This window comes from Mesorhizobium sp. M2A.F.Ca.ET.039.01.1.1, from assembly GCF_003998035.1.
Taxonomy (GTDB): domain Bacteria; phylum Pseudomonadota; class Alphaproteobacteria; order Rhizobiales; family Rhizobiaceae; genus Mesorhizobium.
This window is the reverse complement of sequence record NZ_RZRY01000044.1, coordinates 1-18702: the sequence shown is the minus strand read 5'-3', so window position 1 is coordinate 18702 and position 18702 is coordinate 1. Positions and strand designations below refer to the sequence as shown.

Here is an 18702-nt window from a genome sequence, read left to right as displayed (position 1 = left end):
ACCCCCTACTCCGCAACCTCGCCCTGTTTCCGCGCCGAGGCCATCGCGTGCAGCGCAGCCTGCGCCGAGCGACATGGCGCTGCGCGCGGCATTCCTGCGCGGCATGGGCGTCGAGGAGGCCGACTTTCCCGGGCGCGATCCGCTCGTCGAGATGGAGAAATTCGGCCGCGAATACAGGCTGATGCTCGACGGCCTGATGCAGCTCTTGCGCAAGCGCGCCGAAGAGAAGGGGAGCGCGCGCGTCGCGCAGACGGTGGTCGGTTCTTCGGAAGTCAACCCGCTCAAATTCCTGCCGACGGTCGAGGATGTCATCGTCACCATCATCGCCGAGCGCAGCCCCGGCTTTCTCTCCGGCGAGGCGGCGATCAGCGATGCTGTCAAGGACCTCGCGCAGCATCACGTGCGCGCCTGGCGCGGCGTTCAGGCCGCGCTTCGGCGCATGATCGACCGTTTCGATCCGGCCGCGATCGAGGAAGAGCTCAAGTCCAATTCCGCGATCGGCAATCTGCTCGCAGGCGGGCGCAACGCCAAGCTGTGGGAGCTCTACCAGAAACGCCATCGCGACATCGCCCAGAGCGCGGAATCGAGCTTCCTGGGCGAGATCGGCGCAGACTTCAGGGACGCTTACGAAGAGGAGTAGGGACATGATCGACAGACGCGAATTCATCGTTGCTCTCGGCGCGACGGGGCTGCTTGCGGCTTGCCAGAGCGGCCCGCCGAAACCATCGGTGATCTCGGTCAACGTGACCGGCGGCGCCGGCATGAATCCGGGACCGGGCGGCGGCGACCGGCCGGTGACGGTTCTGGTGATGCGGCTTGCCAGCACCGGCAAGTTCAACTCGGCCGATTATTTCGCGCTGCAGGGCGATGCCGGCTCGGCGCTGGGCGCCGACCTGATCGGCTCGGACGCGATCTCGGTCGCGCCGGGCAAGACGGCGGCCAAGACCATCACGGTCGAGCCGAACGCCACGGCGCTCGGCTTCGTCGCGCTGATCCGCGAACCCGGCGGACGCAACTGGCGCACGACCAAGTCGGTTTCGCCGGGGTCGAAATTCACCATCAATGTCAGCCTCGGCAAAGGCGGCATATCCGCCTAGCGAAGCGTCAACAGGGCAGTGCAGAGAGTGGCAGCATGAGCGACGCAAACAGGGTGCTGTGGTCCGAGGGACTCTTCTTGAGGACCCAGCATTTCCAGCAGCAGGACCGGTTCTTCGAGGGGATGGTGCGCGGCGCCTTGCAGGCGGGCCAGCTCCATACGTTCGGCTTCCAGCAGCTGACGCTCGACCAGTCGCTGCTCGACGCCGGCCAAGTGTCGATCGTATCCGCCCGGGGCATCTTCCCGGACGGCACGCCCTTCTCCATCCCGGAGCTGATGGATGCGCCGAAGCCGCTGCCGGTCACGGCCGACACCGGCGCCGGGCCGGTGCTGGTGGCGCTGCCGCTGGAGCCGCCCGGCGGCGTCGGATTCGATCCGGCGCATGCTCAATCGACGGGCGCGCGCTACCACGGCAAGATCGTCCCGGTGCGCGACGCCGTGCAGGGCGGCGCCGATCCGGAAGAAATCGAGATCGCCCGGCCGCAAGCGGTGCTGCTGGCGCCCGGCAAATCGGTCGGCGGCTATACCGCCTTGCCGATCGCCGATATCACGGGCGTGCGCGCCGATGGCGGCGTCTCGCTCGACCAGTCCTTCCTGCCGCCGACGCTGATCACCGGCGCCGTGCACTGGTACCGGCAATTGCTGCAGGAGGTCGTCACCGGCCTCGACCAGATCGCCGAGGCGCATGGCAAGATGGTGATGGGCGGGGCCGGCCGCAGCGTCGAGGACCTTTTGATGCTGCACCTCGCCAATGCCGCGCGGCCGCGGCTGGCGCATATGCTGGCGCAGGACGTCTTCCATCCGGCCGAGCTCTATCTCGAACTTGCCGGCCTCGCCGGCGAGATGGCCACCTACGGCTCGAGCTCGCGGCGGCTCGGCGAGTTGCCGGCCTACGACCACATGGCGCCCGGCCCCGCCTATATGGCGCTGGCCGACGCCTTGCGTTCGCTGATCCTCAGCCTGCGCTACATCGAGCCGAAATCGCGCGCGCTTCCAGTCATGCGACACGCGACCAATGTCTGGAAGGTGCGCATCGACAACCCGAAGCTGCTGGTCGCCAGCCGCATCGTCATCCGCGTCGGCTCCGAGCTTTCGGAAGACGCACTGCGCAAGATCTTCGTCAACCAGGCGACGGTCGGCTCGGCCGACCAGTTCGAGGGCCTGTGGAAGTCACGCCTGCCCGGCATTCCGCTGAAGCCGCTGCATTCGCAGCCGCGCGAGATCCCCTATGACGGCGACCGGCTGTGCCTGGAGCTCGACCAGAAGAGCGAGCATTGGGCCTCGCTGCTCGACGCGCCGGGCTTCGTCATCGGCGTTTCCGGCGTGCTGCCGAGCGAGCCGCAGGTCGACTGCTATTCGGTGAACAGGTGAGGCCATGAGCCGGGATGATCCCTTCGGACTGTCGGAGGATCGCGAGCGCACACGCATCCGGCTGACCGGTGCGGCGCCCCGGCCGATGGCACCGCTGGCGCCGGGCGCGCCGGTCAAGCGGGCGCGCGCCCATCCCAACACGCTGATCAATATCTTCGCCCCGCTGCTCGAATTCGCGCCGGAGCTCGAAAGCGCGCTGGCGCCGGAGAACCCGGAAGTGATGCGCACGCGCCTGCTCGACGAGCTGGTGCGGGCGCGCGACGCCGCTGTTGCCGCGGGCTCATCGCTGGAGCGCGCGGACCAGGCGGCCTGGGCCGTGGCGGCGCTGCTCGATGATCTCGCACTCAACACGCCATGGGGCGGCGCCAGCGCCTGGCCGCGCCAGCCGCTTGTGGTCATGCTGCGCGGCGACGTCGATGCCGGCACCCAGTTCTTCACGCGGCTCGACGAGCTGGAGCGGCATCCCAACCGCGACCGCGAGATGCTGGAGCTGCAATATTACTGCCTGGCGCTCGGCTTCCGCGGCAAATACCGGGTGCCCGGCCGCGCCGGCGACCGTTCGCTCAACGCCGTGCGGGTAGCCGCGGCGCGCTTCTTGCGCAATGCGGATGCCGAGGATTCGCCGCTGTCGCCGAACTGGAAAGGCGTGATCGCCTCCGACGAGCCGCAGCGTTTCATCGTGCCGATCTGGGTGATGGCGCTCGCCGCGATTGTCGTCGCCGCTGCCGCTTATGTCGGCCTGTCGATGGGCCTGAGCAGCCAGGCGGTCGAGCTTTCCGCGCTGGTGCGCACGCTGCCGCCGGCCTCGCGCGGCGACGTCACCCGCGCCGCGCCCAAGCAGGATGCTCCTGAACCCGAAGCGCCGCAGCCGGTCGATTTCGCGCTGCTGCCCGAGTTCAAGGCCGCGGCGCCGGATGACCTCAAAGGCGCGCTCAGCGGCACCGAGAGCGTCTCGCTGGCGAAGCTCATCATCCAATCCTCCAATCCCGAGCTGTTCCAGTCGTCGCGGCCGACGCTGACCGAGGGTTACGAGCCGCTGATCGCGTCGATCGCCAAGGTTATCCTCGACAACAAGGAGCTGATCGGAAAGATCACGGTCGTCGGCCATACCGACAATGTGCGCCTGCAGAAGTCGAACCCGCTTGCCAGCAACCAGCGCCTGTCGGAAGCGCGCGCCGAGACCATAGCCAAGCTTCTGGTGCAAGCCGGCGTGCCGCCGGAGAGCATCTCATCCGAGGGTCGCGCCGAAACCGATCCGGTGGCCGACAATTCCACTCGGGAAGGCCGCGCGCTCAACCGGCGCGTCGAGGTGTTGGTCGAGAAGAGGCTCTGAGATGTTCATCCTGCGCTTCCTCTGGGCTGTCATCACATCGCGTTTCCTGTGGACGCTGATCGGCATCGCGCTGCTTTCACTGCTGATCTGGGTGTTCGGGCCGATCGTGCAGGTCGGCCCTTACGCGCCGTTCGAGTCCGAGAATGTGCGCATCGCCATCATCGCCGGGCTGATCATCCTGTGGCTGATCTGGCTGATCATCGCGCAGCGCCGCGCGATCCGCGCCAACCGCATGTTCGTCGCCGAGATCGCGGCGCCTGTTCAGGAAAAGCAGCTCACGCCTGGAGAGGAGAGCGTCGCGGCCGTCGGCGCCAAGTTCGGCGAGGTGATGGCCGAGCTCAAGCGGCGCAAGCTCGGCGGCCGGAAATTTCTGCGCGAGATGCCCTGGTATGTGATCGTCGGTCCGCCGGCCACCGGCAAGACCACGGCCTTGCGCCAGTCGGGACTCAATTTCCCGATCGACCTCACCGACGATCTGCAGGGCGTCGGCGGCACGCGCAATTGCGACTGGTTCTTTTCCGAGAACGCGGTGCTGATCGACACCGCCGGCCGCTATGTCCAGCAGGAGAGCCAGCCGGATGTCGACGCGACGGAATGGCTGGGCTTCCTCGACCTGTTGAAGAAGCACCGGGGCCGCCGCGCGCTGAACGGCGTCATCGTCGCACTGTCGATCGACGCGCTGTCGGAGGGCGACGAGGCGATCAAGGCGCATGGCCGCAAAATCCGCCGCCGGCTGGCGGAGCTGAACGACCGGCTGGAGATCCGCCTGCCCGTCTACCTGATGCTGACCAAGGCCGACCTGATCAAAGGCTTCGAAGCCTTCTTCGGCGGTCTGTCGACGACGGCGCGCGAGCAGGTGTGGGGGACGACTTTTCCGCTCGACGCCCGCGTCAACGCTGGCACCATCCAGACGGAGCTCGCCAGGCTCGCCGCCGAGCTGGAGCGGCGGCTGGTGCCGCGGCTGGAAGACGAGGACAAGCTTGGCCAGCGCGCCGAGATCTTCCGTTTCCCGGCGCAGCTGGCGAGCCTGTCCGAGCCGATCCAGGTGCTGGTCGAGGCGATGTTCGGCGAGAGCCGCTACGAGGAAGCCGCCTGGCTGCGCGGCCTCTATCTGACCTCGGCGACACAGGAAGGCGCGCCGATCGACCGGTTGACCGCGGCGCTGTCGTCATCCTTCGGACTGCCGCCGCGTCGCGCCATGGCGGCGGCGCGCGTCGAGAAGCGCAGCTTCTTCCTGCGCAATCTGCTTACCGAAGTGATCTTCAAGGAGGCCGGCCTCGGCACGTTCGATCCGCTGGCGCAGCGTCGCCGCGCCTGGATCTGGCGCGGCGCGGCAGCGGCCTGCGCGCTCGCGGCGCTGCTCGCCGGCGGGCTGTTCACCTGGTCCTATCTCGACAACCGCAATGCGATCACCGAACAGGCGGGCCAGTTCGAGGCTTTGCAGCAGCCGCTGACCGACGTCGCCGCCATGCCGGCCGCGGTCGAGCAGCCGACCATGGACGGCGCGCTGGCGGCGATGGACGCGGTGGCGGCGGCGAGAACCGCGCCGCCGGATGCCGTCCACAATCTGCTCGGCCCAACCGCTTCGGCTGAGCTGGTGCGGGCGCAGACCGACACTTACGACCATGCGCTGCGCAACGTGCTGGAGCCGCATATGGTCGCGCTGCTCGAAGCCACGATGTGGCGGCAGATCCGCGACCCGGATTTCATGCTCGGCGCGCTGAAGACCTACCGCATGATGACCGGCCTGTCGCAGATGGACACCGATTTCGTGCAGAACTGGTGGGTGAACAGCCTGCCGCAATTCGCGCCCGCGCCGCCCTTCCCCACCGCGGACGCCGAAGAGCACCAGCTTGCCGCGATCCGCCGCATGGCGGTCGACGACAGCTATATCGCCCCGGACAAGGAACTGGTCGCCGAGGCGCTGAAGACGGTGTGCACGATCTCGCTGCCGGAGCGCGCCTATAAGCAGCTTCTGGCCGACCCGGAAGTGGCGGCGGTCAAGGAATGGGTGCCGGCCAATTTCGCCGGACCGAACGGCGCCAAGGTGTTCGCGCGCCGCTCCGACAAGACGCTGCGCGTCGGCGTTCCAGGCCCCTATACCTATGCCGGTTTCCATGACGCCGTTCTCGACCGGGTCGAGGATGTCGCCGGCCAGGCAGCGCTCGACCGCGCCGTGTTTGCCGGCGGCTGTTCGGAGAATTCGGAGACGTCGGTGTCGGCGCTGTCGGAAGATATCCTGAAGCTCTATTACGACGACTATATCGCGCAGTGGGATTCCTTCCTGCGCGACATGCGGCTTGCGCCGCTGACCGACCTCAATGTCGCCAGCGAGAACCTCAAGGATCTGTCCAGCGCCGACTCGGCATTGAAGCGCCTGTTGACGGCCGTGGTGCAGGAGACGGACCTCACCCGCTCCGACGACGCGGCGGCCGACGACAAGAGCGGCGGCGCCGCCAAGACCGGCTCGAAGCTTTTGAGCAAGCTCGGCAAACTGGGCAAGGTGGTGAAGACGGGAGCGAAGTTGCTGCCGCGCGCCGGCTCGGCCGATCAGGTCGACATGACCGGCAGCCTGGTGGCCGAGCATTTCAAGCCGCTCAAGGGCACGATCGCGCAGGTCGACGGCCAGCCGCCGGCGCTCGATGCCGCCGTCGTGGCGCTGACGGCGCTGTCCAATGTGCTGCAGACCGTGACCGCCAACCCCGATCCGCAGGATGCCATCAAGAAGCAGGGTGGGCTGGCCGAACTGACGGGCGCAGTGGCGAGGCAGGCGCAGATCCTGCCCTCGCCGATCAACGACTGGCTGGGCGGCATTGCCGGCGACACCAGCGGCCTGTCGCAGAAGGCCGTCACCAACGAGCTCAACGCCATCTGGCGCGCCGACATCCTGCCCTTCTGCCAGGCGGCGCTCAACAACCGCTATCCGTTCAGCCCGGAGAGCGCCGTCGACGTCAATGTGCGCGACTTCCAGCGGCTGTTCGGGCCGACCGGCCTGATCGATGCCTTCACCAACGACCATCTGATCAACTATGTCGACACCGCCAGCGAGCCGTGGAAATGGCGCGCCGATTTCGGCCTCGATCCAGCGGCGCTGGCAGCCTTCGAGCAGGCGCGTCACATCCGCGACGACCTGTTCCCCGGCGGCACCGGGCCAGTGATGAATTTCACGCTGGAGCCGAAGGACCTGTCGCCCAACGTGGCGCGGGTGACGCTCAACCTCGATGGCCAGAACCTCGTCTATTACAACAACGCGACGAGGCCGCAGCCGATGACGTGGCCAGGCAAGGACGGCACAGGCGTAATCTCGCTCGCCTTCCAGCCGGTCGACGGCTCGCCAGAAGTGATGCTCAACGAAACCGGCAGTTGGGCGTGGCTGAGAATGCTGCGCGGCGGCCGCTTCAACGCGACCAAGCTCACCGACGTCTACAGCCTGCGGCTCGGCACCAAGGGGATGTGGGCCGATTTCGAGCTCAAGGCGGCCAGCGTCGAGAACCCCTACACGTTAGAGATGTTCAAGAAGTTCACATGTCCGCCGCAGATCTGACCCTGCCCGGCTGCTACGGCAAGATGCCTGCCGCCGGCGACTTCGTGACGCGGCGGCTGCCGGGCGATTTCGTGCGTGTGTGGGACCGCTGGCTGGCGCAGCACATCGTGCCGTTGTTCGGGCTCGAGACCTGGCCAATGGGCACGGCGCTGCGCTTCCTGGCCGGCCCCGGCTCCTTCGGTGCCTCGGCGGGTATCGTGCTGCAGAGCGCCGACCGAGTCGGCAGGCGGTTCCCGCTCAGCGTCGTCGCAAGGCTGTCCGAAGCACCCCTCAAGCTGGCTTATGCAGACGCGTGGTTCGAAGGGATCGAGAATGCGGCGCTGGCCGCGCAGCGCGGAGAGCTGACACCCGACGAACTGGACGCGGTGCTTGCGGCCCTGTCCGTTCCGCCTGTCGACGGCGAGGGCGATGTCATCGACGGCTTCGTGGCGTGGACGGCGCATACGGATGTCTTCGACATCGATCCGCAGGCGCCGCAAGCGACGCTCGAGCAGATCTTCGCCGCAAGCTGGGAGACCAGCTGATGCAGATCTGGAACCAGATGGGCTATCCGCACCAGTTCACCATGGGCATGGACAAGGCCGGCCACGAGTGGCTGGTGGTGGTGGTGAAGGGCACCTTTGATTTCCCGACGAAACCGGGCGGGCTGGTGCAAAAATCGGCCGAGCAGGTGCCGCTGGTGATGGCCGACACGCACACCGGCGTGCCGGGCTATTCGGCGACGCTGTGGGAGACGGATTTCGCCTTCCGTAAGCCGCGCTGCGATGTCATCGCCAATGGCTGCGCCTATGCGCCGGGAGGGCGCCCAGCCGAGCGCGTGCCGGTCGGCATCAAGATCGGCAACTGGTCGAAGCTTTTCGAAGTCGTCGGGCACCGTGAGTGGCGGGCTATAGGACCGGTGTTCACCGCCACGGCGCCGCAGCCCTTCCTGAAGTTGCCGATTTCCTACGACGTAGCCTGGGGCGGCGTCGACCGGCTCGACCCCGAGGACCAGTTGCCCGCCAGCTACAAGCACAACCCGGTCGGCACCGGCTGGTCGCGCACCAGGAACCAGCGCCTCATTCCGGGCCTGCGGCTACCTAATACGCAGGCAATCGACGAGGAAATCCGCTCACCCTTCGGAGACTACAAGCCGATGAGCTTCGGGCCGATGGGCCGCGGCTGGCCCGGCCGCATCGAATATGGCGGAACGTATGACCAGAATTGGATCGACAACGTCTTCCCGTTCTTGCCTGAGGATTTCGACGAGCGCTATTTCCAGATGGCGCCGCGGGACCAGCAAATCGACCACCCGCGCGGCGGCGAGGAAGTGGTGCTGATGAACCTGACGCCCGAGGAGCGCGTCAGCTTTCGGCTGCCGTCTACCGCGTTACAGATGACATTGTTTAAGGGCAGGGAGATAGCTTACGCGGCCGACGTACTTCCAGACACAGTCCTTCTCGATACTGAGAATCGGCGTTTCTCACTGGTCTGGCGTGTCTCGCAGCGCATCCAGCGGACCATCCTGGATTTCTCGGAGTGCTGGGTTGGGCCGCCGACGCCAGCAATGCTGAGAGCAAGGAACAAGGGAAAACGATACATCCGCATCAACCGCATCGTCCCAGCACAAGAGAGCAAAGCTGCATGAGTGCGAAGCTCGATATCGTTTCCATCGGCATGGTCACAGCTGTCGGCCTCGACGCGCCATCGGCCTGCGCGGCAATGCGGGCACGGGTTGACGGATTCCAGCAAACGCGAATCAGGGGCGCGGCTGGCGAATGGCTGACCGGTGCTCCGATAACGCTTCCTCGCAACTGGGTCGGCGACAGACGCATGGCGCATCTAGCGGCCGGTGCCATTTGCGAAGCGTTCGAACGTATACCGGAGGCGCGCGGCCAAACTGCGTTGATCCTCTGCCTTCCTGAGGGAGACCGGCCGGGCCGGGCAGTCAGCGACAATTCCGTCTTGATCCGGCGCATTGCCGAAATCGTCGAGTTGGAACCGCACCCAAGTTCCAGAACAATAGCGCACGGGCGACCCTCAGGCGTTGTCGCATTGGATCATGCACGCCGGCTGCTGGCGTCAGGCGAGGTGCCTTATGTGATGATTGCTGGTGTCGATAGCTATCTGACAAGCCAGACAGTCGCCCACTATCTTTCGCGCAACCGACTCCTAACCGCTCAAAATCCTAACGGGTTCATACCTGGCGAGGCGGCGGCCGCCATTATCTGCACGCAAGGCCAACAGAGAGGAATTCGATTGTTCGGTCTCGGGCTGTCACGTGAAAATGCATCAATCTACAACGCCGAGGATCTGCCATTTCGAGCCGACGGCATGACGGCCGCCTACCGCGCGGCGTTTGAGGAAACCGGGATCGAAATGAACCGCCTCGGGTACCGGATAGCCGACCTCGTAGGAGAGCAGTACTGGTTCAAGCAAAGCGCGCTGGCCAGCCTGCGCTTGCTACGGGGAAGACATGAGTTTCAAGATATCTGGTCACCCGGGGAATCTCTCGGCAATGTCGGCGCAGCCGTGGTGCCGCTGATGCTCGGCATGGCCTTCACGGCCGCGCGCAAGGGCTATGCTGCTGGCAATCCGGTCTTGATCGAGGCATCGAACGATGCCGGCGCCTGCGGGGCAGCCATCGTGGCATCGAGGGCAGCATAATGGGTGGAGTGTTCGCCAACGGCCTCGAAATCTCCGGCAAGGCTGTGAACGCCCAGACCATCGCCGCATTCCCGGACGTCTGCTTCACACCACCGGAAAATCCCGCGACTCCGCCTGGAGTACCCATCCCCTATCCCAGCTTTGGAATGGCGAGCGACACTGAGCAAGGCACCGGCACTGTCAAGATCGGCGGCAAGACCGTCAACATCAAGAACAAATCCGACCTGTCCAGAACATCCGGCACGGAAGCCGGCTGCGCCGCGAAGAAAGGCGTCATCACCTCAAAAAATACAGGAAAGGGCTATTTCAACTCATGGTCCAACGATGTGAAATTCGATGGCGAACCTGTCATACGCATGACGGATCTGGCCACCAACAACCATGCATCGCCAACCGGAAACACGGTCACCTGGCCTCATACAGCGGCCATAACCGTCAACGGGCAGGATTGCGCAACAATATTGAACAATGTCGGGATTTACGTCCATCAACACAAGGATTCTGATTGCGCGCATCCAACGGAGTCCGAGCACTGCTTCGAGAATCAAATGTTCCAGAGGAGTCGCGGCGGCCAGAATTATTCTGGCTGGGGCAATTACGATGTCGACACCGCGCCGTGCATCTGCATGGAATCTTATAAGAAGACCAAGACTGGTTATCGCAAGTCCGGATCTGGATCGAAACGCGACTCGCCGCACCACAAAAAAACAAAGAGGGTTCGCGATTTCCTGAAGAAGAAGCGCAGTCCGACTTTGGGCGATGCTATCAAGGAGGTGCAGCAGGCAGTTGGTGACCATCACGAGAAGCTGCAGAGCTGCACCAAACAAGAAAAGAAGGATGCACTCGAATGCCTGAAGCTCGTGCTTCTCGACTACCTCGTTGATTGCGCAAGGGCGCCCAAGCCAACCCACGCCGAGTTGCTGAACAAGCCGATAAGGAAGAAGTGATGCGTGAGCCCGAAACCATAGCCGACTTTGACCCGGAAGAAATCGATGTGCAGGCCGTGGACGGCTTCCACCACGGTGGCAGTCGTTTCAGCGCCAGTTTCGAGTTGAGCGACCCCGATGACGAATTCAGCCGGTCCTATCTCCTGGAAATCGAGATGGGGCGAACCATCCGCTTCAATGCACGACTCCAGATCGAGGACGCAATCCGCTCGCATATCAGTTTCGGCCCGCAAGACCATATTGCGCTTGAGCTTGGAGGGATCATCCACGACCTTCCGCCGGACTCGGCATCACGCGAGGAACTGCCCGAAGGCGCGCTGACGCGCCTGTGGGGCCTATCGCGCGACCGGGTCTTTGCGATCGGCGATCTTGGCGTAAGCTATGTGCATGAGCGTGGCCAATGGAGTCAGTTGGATACCTTTGAGCAGGCTGTGCTCAACGATATCCATGGCCGCAAGAATCAGCCAATCTATTGCGTCGGCGACCGAGGGATTCTCCTGAGACTCAACGGGCGGCGCTGGGATCGTATCGATTTGGGCGTCGAGGACAACTTCAAGACCGTCCTAGCTGGCTCCCAAGGTGAGGTATATATTGGCGGCGCAAACGGAGCGGCTTACGAGTTGCGCGACAGCCAGTTGATTGCCCTCAAAGCTGACGAGGTCGACTACTACGACATTTGCGAATTTCGCGGCAAAAGATATTGGTCCGACACGAGCTATGGCGTTTCCGTGCAGAAGGGACATCAACTCGTGCCGCTGCTGGAAACGGAGCAAGGCTTTACGATGTCGGCGACCGAGGAGTTTCTTGTTGTCGCGGGGTGGCACGAATTCTTCTTGTTCGACGGCACTGAGTGGTCCGGCTTCGAATTGGGCTATGACGGCAACATCTTTCTGCGAACGGTCGACATGAGCAACTATCGCTAAAGCCGTTTCCGCCTCAGCGTCACCGCCAGATATTGCCTCACTTTGATGAGGTCCAAATCCACAATCTGGATCGGCTTTGAGGCAGCCAGCATGCGTAACACGAAGAGTTCTCCGGCTTCAGGGAATTCCTCATAGCGCTCCTGCGCAATTTTTCTGCCCTGATCTCCGGCAACCCGCAGACCATCAAGATGCGCATCCAACCGTTCGACCAGGCGGGCAAGACGTACTTCGTCCATCTCCGGATTTTCGTCGGGATTAAGCAGGTGATGGTCGTAAATCGTCCAAAGGAAAGCCGCCATTTCGGCGTGCTGTCGGACAATATCGCGCAGGACTGGCGCTGCCATCAATTCAGATTCACCGAGCCGCCACGGATACGATTTGCGGCGCTGGCGTGGCTCGTAACATAAGTGCCGCGGATGGTGATATGGCCATCTTTCTCCATGATGATCGTGGCTTTGCCACAGCGAAGTTCTACCCGCTCTTCTCCTACGATCTTGACTTCTTTGCTGTCGCGTATGACGTGCAATTGTGGCTTGCGGCTTGGCTCCACAATACGTCCGACGATTAAGGGCCGACGAACGTCCCCCTCTTCAAACAATAGCGCAACTTCGGAACCGACCATTTGGGAGTTGATTTCGGACAGGCTTCGCGCCCTCACAGCGGTCTCGCTCGCATTGCCTGGGAATACAACGAGCGGCGCTTCGTCGTCGAAACCCAGAAACACTCCTATCACCACCCCATCGATCCGCTTTCGGGTCTTGGTCATCCAGCCGCCCTCAGTTCTGTTTTATCTCCGAACCCTTCATCGTGATGTCGCTTGACGCCTTCACGTTGATCTTGCCGGAGCCCTTTACCGAGATATCCTTGCCCTCGATATTGATAGTTCCGTCTTTCTTCATTGAGATTGCCGCAGACCCGCACTTGATCACAATGGAGTCGCCGGCCTCAATAAGCAGGTCCTTGCCGATCTTAATGGCACCGTCCTCCCCAACCTCCACCAAGCTACCTTTGGCGATTTTAAGGGAACGCGCACCTCCGACCTCGGTGGCGTCATCCTCGGCAATTTTGGAATCGCGTCCTTTGCCTATCTGTGAAGTGTGTGCCCCTCCGACGGTGAAACTCTGATCGGCTCCAACATTGACGGTTTGGGCCGCCCCGATGTTCCAGCTATCCGCAGAACCGACATCGTGACTCTGATTCGTGCCGACACTGACGGATCGTGACACGCCGATCGTATTAGTCTGAGACGCCCCAACGGTCCTCGCCTCAGCCGCTCCCACCGTATCGACGCGCGCCACGCCCACCGTGACTGTCTGATTGAGCCCCACCGTCTGCGAATGGTTCGCATCGATGTTCTCGGTCGAATTCGAAACGACGTGGATCGTCTCATTCGCCATCACCGTCAGCGAGCGGTCCTTGCCCACCGTCTCGGTGTCGTTGCTGCCGATATTCGTCGTCTGGTCGACGCCTATCTTGACCGTCTTGTTGTTGCCGACGTCTTCGTCGAGGTCGTGGCCGACGGAATGCTTGGCGTCGTGGTCTATGCGGTCGGACTGGTCGTGCTGGACCGTCTTGTTGCGGTCGTGCTTGATCAGCAAATGGTGGTCCTTCTGGGCCTGGAAGTTGACCAGCTCGGAGCCGGCCTTGTCCTCGAACATCAGCTCGTTGTAGCCGCCGCCACCCTTCGAGGAATTCGACTTCCATCCGGATTGCGTGGCGTTGCCCGGCAGCCCGTAGGGCGGCATCTGCGAGGCGTTGTAGACGCGGCCGGTAATTATCGGCAGATCCGGGTCGCCCTCGATGAAATCGACGATGACCTCCTGGCCGATGCGCGGGATCTGGATGAAGCCCCAGTTGCTGCCGGCCCAGGTCTGCGAGACGCGCACGAAGCAGGATGAGTTCTGGTCCTTCTTGCCGAGCCTGTCCCAATGGAACTGCACCTTCACGCGGGCATATTTGTCGGTGAAGATTTCCTCGCCCGAGGGGCCGACCACCGTTGCCGTCTGCGGGCCGCGCATGATCGGCCGCGGCGTGATGCGCGGCGGGCGATAGGGCAATTTGGTGGGAGCCACGCCCAGCACCACCTTGAAATTCTCGTTGTGGGCCTCGTTCTGGGTCCGGTAGCCCGGGTCGAACAGCCGGTATTCGGCGCTGACCACAAGATAGTCCTGGTTCTGGTCGTCGCGCGGAAAGCTCTCCAGCGTGAACTTGCAGCCGGAAAAAAGGCCGCGTATCGTGCCCACGGCCGTGCTGTGCTGGTGCACGGCCTGAAGCTCCTCGCGGCGGATTCCGGCGATCTTGTCGCCGCGCCCGACATCGAGATGCGCGCCTGGCTGGCGATAGTTCTCGCCGGACGCTTCCTTGTGGGCGAAAGGCTGGGCGGATTTCGCCATCAGGTCGGCGCCGGGCTTCTCGAAATCATAGTCGGTGTGGGCATAGGCGCACGGCCGCACCGCGCTGCCAGGTATCCATTCGGTGATGTATTCGACATCGCGCCGCGAGGCCTGGCCCTCGAAGTTGTAAAGCACCTTCTCGTAACCGGGCGCCGGCTTCAGCTTGCTCATCGCGTCGCAGAGGATGAGCGTGTGCTTGCCCTCGTCATGCTCGAAGAAATAGAAGATGCCTTCGTGCTCGAGCAGCCGCTGTACGAAATCGAGATCGCTCTCGTCATACTGCACGCAATATTCGCGCTGGGGATAGGAGCCCTGCAGCCGCTTCTCGAATTTGGCGATGCCATATTTCGAGAAGATCTTCTCGACGATCTCCACCGCCGTCATGTTCTGGAAGATGCGGCAATCGGTGGTGTTGCCGAGGAACCAGAGCCACGGCCTGACGGTCGCCTCGTAGAAAGCCAGCCGATCCTCGATGCGGGTCAGCTTGAAATCCGACACGAGGCCGCTGAACCAGCGCTTCGGATCGGACTCGCCCTCGACCGAAACGACGCCGCCCAGCATCTTCAGCGGGTCGATGTCGCGGTTCTTCGAGACGAAGCCGACGGTATAGGCGAAGCAGCGACTGATCTCATCGCGGCCGATGAGATGAGTGAAGGTCAGGTCGGAGCCAGCCGGCGTCTGTACAACCGTGGCACGTTCGTTCGGCATGGGTCGTGCCCCTCCTCGACGCGGCCGCCAGTGTGATGGTTTGAAACCCCCGCTCTATTAACTGCATCACGTTCGGGAGCGTTCGAGTTCACCGCACCGTATCCGCGTCAGCCTAGCACATGTTTGAGGGAGGCCAAATAATAGCGATGGCTAAAGCGCGCCCACGCGCCGATGTGAAACGCTCCTCTCCCGCTCGGCTTGCAAGCTGCTAGAATAGCAGAGCAATTCCGGAACGGCGCTCAATGGTTTTCCGCCCGGAATTGCGCGACAGATAAGCATTTGTTGACCAAGTTCGGCGACGCTTCCGGATGTTCATCTCTCTCCAGATCAGCAATGTCGACAGGCTGCCGGCCGGCACCGCCGCCAGCTATGCCGCCCGCGACCGCAGCTTCGAGATCGGCCGCGAGAATTGCGACTGGACATTGTCCGATCCGGACAAGTTCATCTCGGGCCGCCATTGCGAGGTCCGCTTCCAGGCGGGTTCGTTCTGGCTCTACGACCTCTCGCGCAACGGCACTTTCGTCAACGGCTCCAGCCAGCGCATGGCCGGGCCGCACCGGCTGGCACAGGGCGACCGGCTGCTGATCGGCCGCTATGTCGTCGGCGTTTCGATCGAAGACGAGAGAGCCGCGACCGGACATCCGCAGACCAGGACCGGATCGACGCAGCGCGAGCTGCCGCCCTCGACTGGCCGGCCGCTGGATCCCGGCCATGAACCGTTCCTCAATCCGGCGGAGCAGCGACCGTCCGGGCCGGCGCCCGTCTCGACATCCTCTGCGTTGCAACAGCCGGGGCCGGCAGTCCCGGCCAACCGGCCCGCGGAAGCGGATGCGATGTTGCGAGAAATCGCCAGGGCGGCGGGCATCGCTCCAGACTTGCTGCAGTCGCGCGATCCTCACGACGTCGCGGCCGAGATCGGCGCGGTGCTGAGAACCACGGTCGAGCAACTGTCCCTGCTGCTCAAGGCGCGCGCGGCGGCGAAGGTGCTCGCCAAGAGCGCGAACCGCACGATGATCGGCGCCGAGGACAACAACCCGCTGAAATTCGTGCCGGGCACCGACGACATATTGGAGATCATGTTCGCTAAGCGCAGGGCGGGCTATCTCGATGCCAGGCGCAGCATCGAGGATGCGTTCCGCGACCTGAAGGCCCATGAGATCGCAACCTATGCCGCCATGCAGGCGGCGCTGTCGCGGCTGCTCGACGACCTGTCGCCGGAGGCGATCGCGAAGAAAATTCCGCCTGCGTCCTTCTCGTCCAGGAAGAGCCAGGCCTGGGATGCGCTCGTCGCGACATGGCGGGCGATGGAAGACAAGCATGAGAACGGCATGCTGGATGTCTTCCTCGCCTATTTCGCCGAAGCCTACGCCAAGGCCGACAAGCAGAAATAGCCGTACAGGCACGGACCACGCCGGCCGTATGTGACGGGCCTCATAGAAGAAGCGGCCGCTTCGAGCATCTTGCTTCCGGATTTCAATCGGCGGCCCGTTTCAATTGGGTATCCGGGCGACTAGAATGCACAAGGACGCCAGCCCGGCGGGCAAGGCGGCGAGGCTTGGGGCGTGTGCAGCAATGTCATGTTTCGGCGAGATGAGCCTTTCCAAGCGGCCCGCCGCCGAGGTTCAGCCTGAAACGCGTTTCCCCAGCCGAAAACATGCCCCTTGCGGCTTGAAGGCGGGGGGCCGCCGATGAGCTCGAAGGACCACCCCTCCGGGCCGGTGGACAAGACCGTCATCCGCGCGCCGCGACCGAAGCAGAGACCGCTTGCGGCTGCGGAGAAGCCCGGTCCCGAAAGCGTGCGGCCAGCCCTATCGCCTTCCCGCGAAGCGACGGTGTTCGATCCCGGTGGCGGCCGGCAGATACCTACCGGCTGGTCGTCCGGAACCGTGCTCTTCCAAGGGCCAACTCCGGGCACCGCAGCGAATGCGGCGCCGGGCGTGCAGCAGGATGCCTTGCTCGATGCCGCCTCCGGCGTGAAATACGCTGCCGCCAACCCGATCCTTGCCGCGGCGGCACCGCTGCTGATGCTTCTCGGTCAATTGCGACTGATGCCGGTCGACCGACAAGCCGCACCCTTGGCGGAGCATATCGCCGACGCGATCGAGACCTTCGACCTTGCTATCGCGAAGGCAGGCGTGGCCGAGGAAGACGCACGGATCGCCAAATTCGCGCTTTGCGAAACCGCCGACGACCTTGTCGGCAATCTGCCCTGGCCAAGCAAGGACAGTTGGCTTCAGCACGCCCTGATGGCACGGTTCTTTCAGACCCAACCGACCGGCGCCGGTTTCTACGAAGCCCTCAACAACATCCTCGCCACGCCGGAAGCGCATTACGACCTGCTCGAACTGATGCATGCCTGCCTGTCGCTGGGGTTCGAGGGCCAGTATCGCGGGCTGGCCAAGGAACGGGATACGCTCGAACGCGTCCGGCGCGACGTCTACGACACGCTGCGCTACTTCAAGCCGCGCGCCGGCGAAGACATCTCGCCCCACTGGCAAGGCATGGCGGCGGCGCTGCCGAAGCCGAGGGCGCGGCTGCCGCTCTGGGCGGTCGCGGCCGCCGCGGCGACGCTGGTCACGGCGGCCTTCTTCGGGCTGCGGGTGCTGATCACCGATGAAGGCGACGCGACGGCGGGAGAGTTGCTGGCGCTCAACCCCTCGACGCCCGTCACCATCGAGCGCGCCAGCGTGGCGGCGCCCACTGAGCCGGCGCAAGCCGCCCCGCCGCCGCCAGCGGTTCCGGACACCGCCCAGATCGACCGTGTCCGCGCCGCCCTTGCCAAGGAGATCGCCGGCGGCGGACTGAGCGTCGGCGAGAAGGGCGCGTTCATCGTCATCGAGATCAACAACCAGCTTCTGTTCGCGCCCGGCCAGGCGGAGCCGAAGCCGCAGTTCCAGCCGGTCGCGGCCGATATCGCCACCGTGCTCGATGCTGAGCCTGGACCGATCAACATCATTGGACACACCGACAATGTGAAACCGAAGAAGTCCAGCACGTTCAAATCGAATTTCGACCTCTCGGTCGCTCGCGCCAAGGCCGTGCAGGCGATGATGGCCAAGCAGGTGAAGGATCCGTCGCGGCTCAGTGCCGACGGCAAGGGCGAGGACGAACCGATCGCCGACAATGGCACGGCGGACGGCCGTGCCAAGAACCGCCGCGTCGACGTGATGATCCCGAAACAGGAGATTTTGCAGACCAGCGCGGCGGAGAACGGCGGCTGATGCGCTGGATGCGGCGGATCTTCAGCCTGGCTGCGCTCGCCGGTTTCTCGGCGGCGATCTGGTATGCCGGACCGCTGATCCGCTTCGCCGATACGCGCCCGCTTGGTCCAGTGTGGCTGAGGGCCACGATCATCGGCGTCACCGTTGCGGCGCTCGCGCTGTTCTACGGGATCCGCTTCTGGCAGCGGCGGAAGGCGCAGAAGGCGCTCGAAGCGGCCATCGCGCGCAGCGATGAACGCAACGACGATTCCCAGGTGCTCGAAGCACGCATGAGCGAAGCCATCGCGACGCTGAAGCGGACGAGCGGTAAGCGCAATTTCCTCTATGACATCCCCTGGTACATCATCATCGGCCCGCCCGGCGCCGGCAAGACGACGGCGCTGGTCAATTCCGGGCTGAAATTCCCGCTTGCCGGCTCCGGCAGCGCGCAGCCGGTGGCCGGCGTCGGTGGCACGCGGTCCTGCGACTGGTGGTTCACCGACGAGGCGGTGCTGATCGATACGGCCGGCCGCTACACGAC

Annotated in this window: 15 protein-coding genes and 1 pseudogene; 13 read left to right on the top strand and 3 right to left on the bottom strand. The window is 64.0% G+C overall.

Going from position 1 to position 18702, the window contains the following annotated elements:
* The 10 genes from tagH (EOA24_RS06385) to EOA24_RS06340 all read left to right on the top strand — a co-directional run.
* Positions 1-640, top strand: a 640-nt coding sequence (gene tagH, locus EOA24_RS06385; RefSeq protein ID WP_127409673.1) for a type VI secretion system-associated FHA domain protein TagH, incomplete at its 5' end; no start/stop codon positions are given.
* Positions 641-644: 4 nt separating this feature from the next.
* Positions 645-1097 (top strand): type VI secretion system lipoprotein TssJ, encoded by a 453-nt coding sequence (gene tssJ, locus EOA24_RS06380; RefSeq protein ID WP_040985738.1) that lies wholly within the window; start codon positions 645-647, stop codon positions 1095-1097.
* Positions 1098-1132: 35 nt separating this feature from the next.
* The gene (tssK, locus tag EOA24_RS06375) at positions 1133-2467 is read left to right on the top strand and encodes a type VI secretion system baseplate subunit TssK (RefSeq protein ID WP_126062712.1); all 1335 of its coding nucleotides are present in this window, start codon (positions 1133-1135) and stop codon (positions 2465-2467) included.
* Positions 2468-2471: 4 nt separating this feature from the next.
* Complete coding sequence (gene icmH, locus EOA24_RS06370) at positions 2472-3800, top strand: type IVB secretion system protein IcmH/DotU (RefSeq protein ID WP_126079272.1); 1329 nt, start codon at positions 2472-2474, stop codon at positions 3798-3800.
* A gap of 1 nt (position 3801) precedes the next feature.
* Entirely contained in the window at positions 3802-7344 is a 3543-nt protein-coding gene (tssM, locus tag EOA24_RS06365) for a type VI secretion system membrane subunit TssM (protein ID WP_126079273.1), read from the top strand.
* Positions 7326-7868 carry a type VI secretion system-associated protein TagF gene (tagF, locus tag EOA24_RS06360; RefSeq protein WP_126079274.1) on the top strand — a complete coding sequence of 181 codons (543 nt, stop codon included), beginning with the start codon at positions 7326-7328 and terminating at the stop codon, positions 7866-7868. Before tssM ends, tagF begins: the two co-directional genes overlap by 19 nt.
* A complete protein-coding gene (locus EOA24_RS06355) occupies positions 7868-8971 on the top strand; it encodes a DUF2169 domain-containing protein (RefSeq protein ID WP_126079275.1) in 1104 nt (367 codons plus the stop codon). The genes tagF and EOA24_RS06355 overlap by 1 nt, the downstream gene beginning before the upstream one ends.
* A complete protein-coding gene (locus EOA24_RS06350) occupies positions 8968-9990 on the top strand; it encodes a 3-oxoacyl-ACP synthase (RefSeq protein ID WP_126079276.1) in 1023 nt (340 codons plus the stop codon). Before EOA24_RS06355 ends, EOA24_RS06350 begins: the two co-directional genes overlap by 4 nt.
* A complete protein-coding gene (locus EOA24_RS06345; RefSeq protein ID WP_126079277.1) occupies positions 9990-10937 on the top strand; it encodes a DUF4150 domain-containing protein in 948 nt (315 codons plus the stop codon). Before EOA24_RS06350 ends, EOA24_RS06345 begins: the two co-directional genes overlap by 1 nt.
* Positions 10937-11860 (top strand): hypothetical protein, encoded by a 924-nt coding sequence (locus tag EOA24_RS06340; RefSeq protein WP_126079278.1) that lies wholly within the window; start codon positions 10937-10939, stop codon positions 11858-11860. Before EOA24_RS06345 ends, EOA24_RS06340 begins: the two co-directional genes overlap by 1 nt.
* Here the strand turns inward: EOA24_RS06340 and EOA24_RS06335 are convergent.
* The 3 genes from EOA24_RS06335 to tssI are packed head-to-tail and all read right to left on the bottom strand — an operon-like array spanning position 11857 to position 14961.
* Complete coding sequence (locus EOA24_RS06335) at positions 11857-12207, bottom strand: hypothetical protein (RefSeq protein WP_126079279.1); 351 nt, start codon at positions 12205-12207, stop codon at positions 11857-11859. The two genes, EOA24_RS06340 and EOA24_RS06335, sit on opposite strands and share 4 nt — an antisense overlap.
* Positions 12204-12626, bottom strand: coding sequence for a DUF6484 domain-containing protein (locus EOA24_RS06330; protein WP_126079280.1), 423 nt, complete (start codon positions 12624-12626; stop codon positions 12204-12206). Before EOA24_RS06330 ends, EOA24_RS06335 begins: the two co-directional genes overlap by 4 nt.
* A 10-nt stretch (positions 12627-12636) precedes the next feature.
* Complete coding sequence (gene tssI, locus EOA24_RS06325) at positions 12637-14961, bottom strand: type VI secretion system tip protein VgrG (protein WP_127409672.1); 2325 nt, start codon at positions 14959-14961, stop codon at positions 12637-12639.
* A gap of 308 nt (positions 14962-15269) precedes the next feature.
* Here tssI and tagH (EOA24_RS06320) point away from each other — a divergent pair, with 308 nt between their 5' ends.
* The 3 genes and pseudogenes from tagH (EOA24_RS06320) to EOA24_RS06310 all read left to right on the top strand — a co-directional run.
* The gene (tagH, locus tag EOA24_RS06320; protein ID WP_126079282.1) at positions 15270-16352 is read left to right on the top strand and encodes a type VI secretion system-associated FHA domain protein TagH; all 1083 of its coding nucleotides are present in this window, start codon (positions 15270-15272) and stop codon (positions 16350-16352) included.
* A 297-nt stretch (positions 16353-16649) separates the two neighbouring features.
* A complete protein-coding gene (gene tssL / locus EOA24_RS06315; RefSeq protein ID WP_126079283.1) occupies positions 16650-18182 on the top strand; it encodes a type VI secretion system protein TssL, long form in 1533 nt (510 codons plus the stop codon).
* A pseudogene (locus tag EOA24_RS06310) lies at positions 18182-18702 on the top strand (type VI secretion system membrane subunit TssM); the annotation flags it as partial. The gene tssL and the pseudogene EOA24_RS06310, both read left to right, overlap by 1 nt.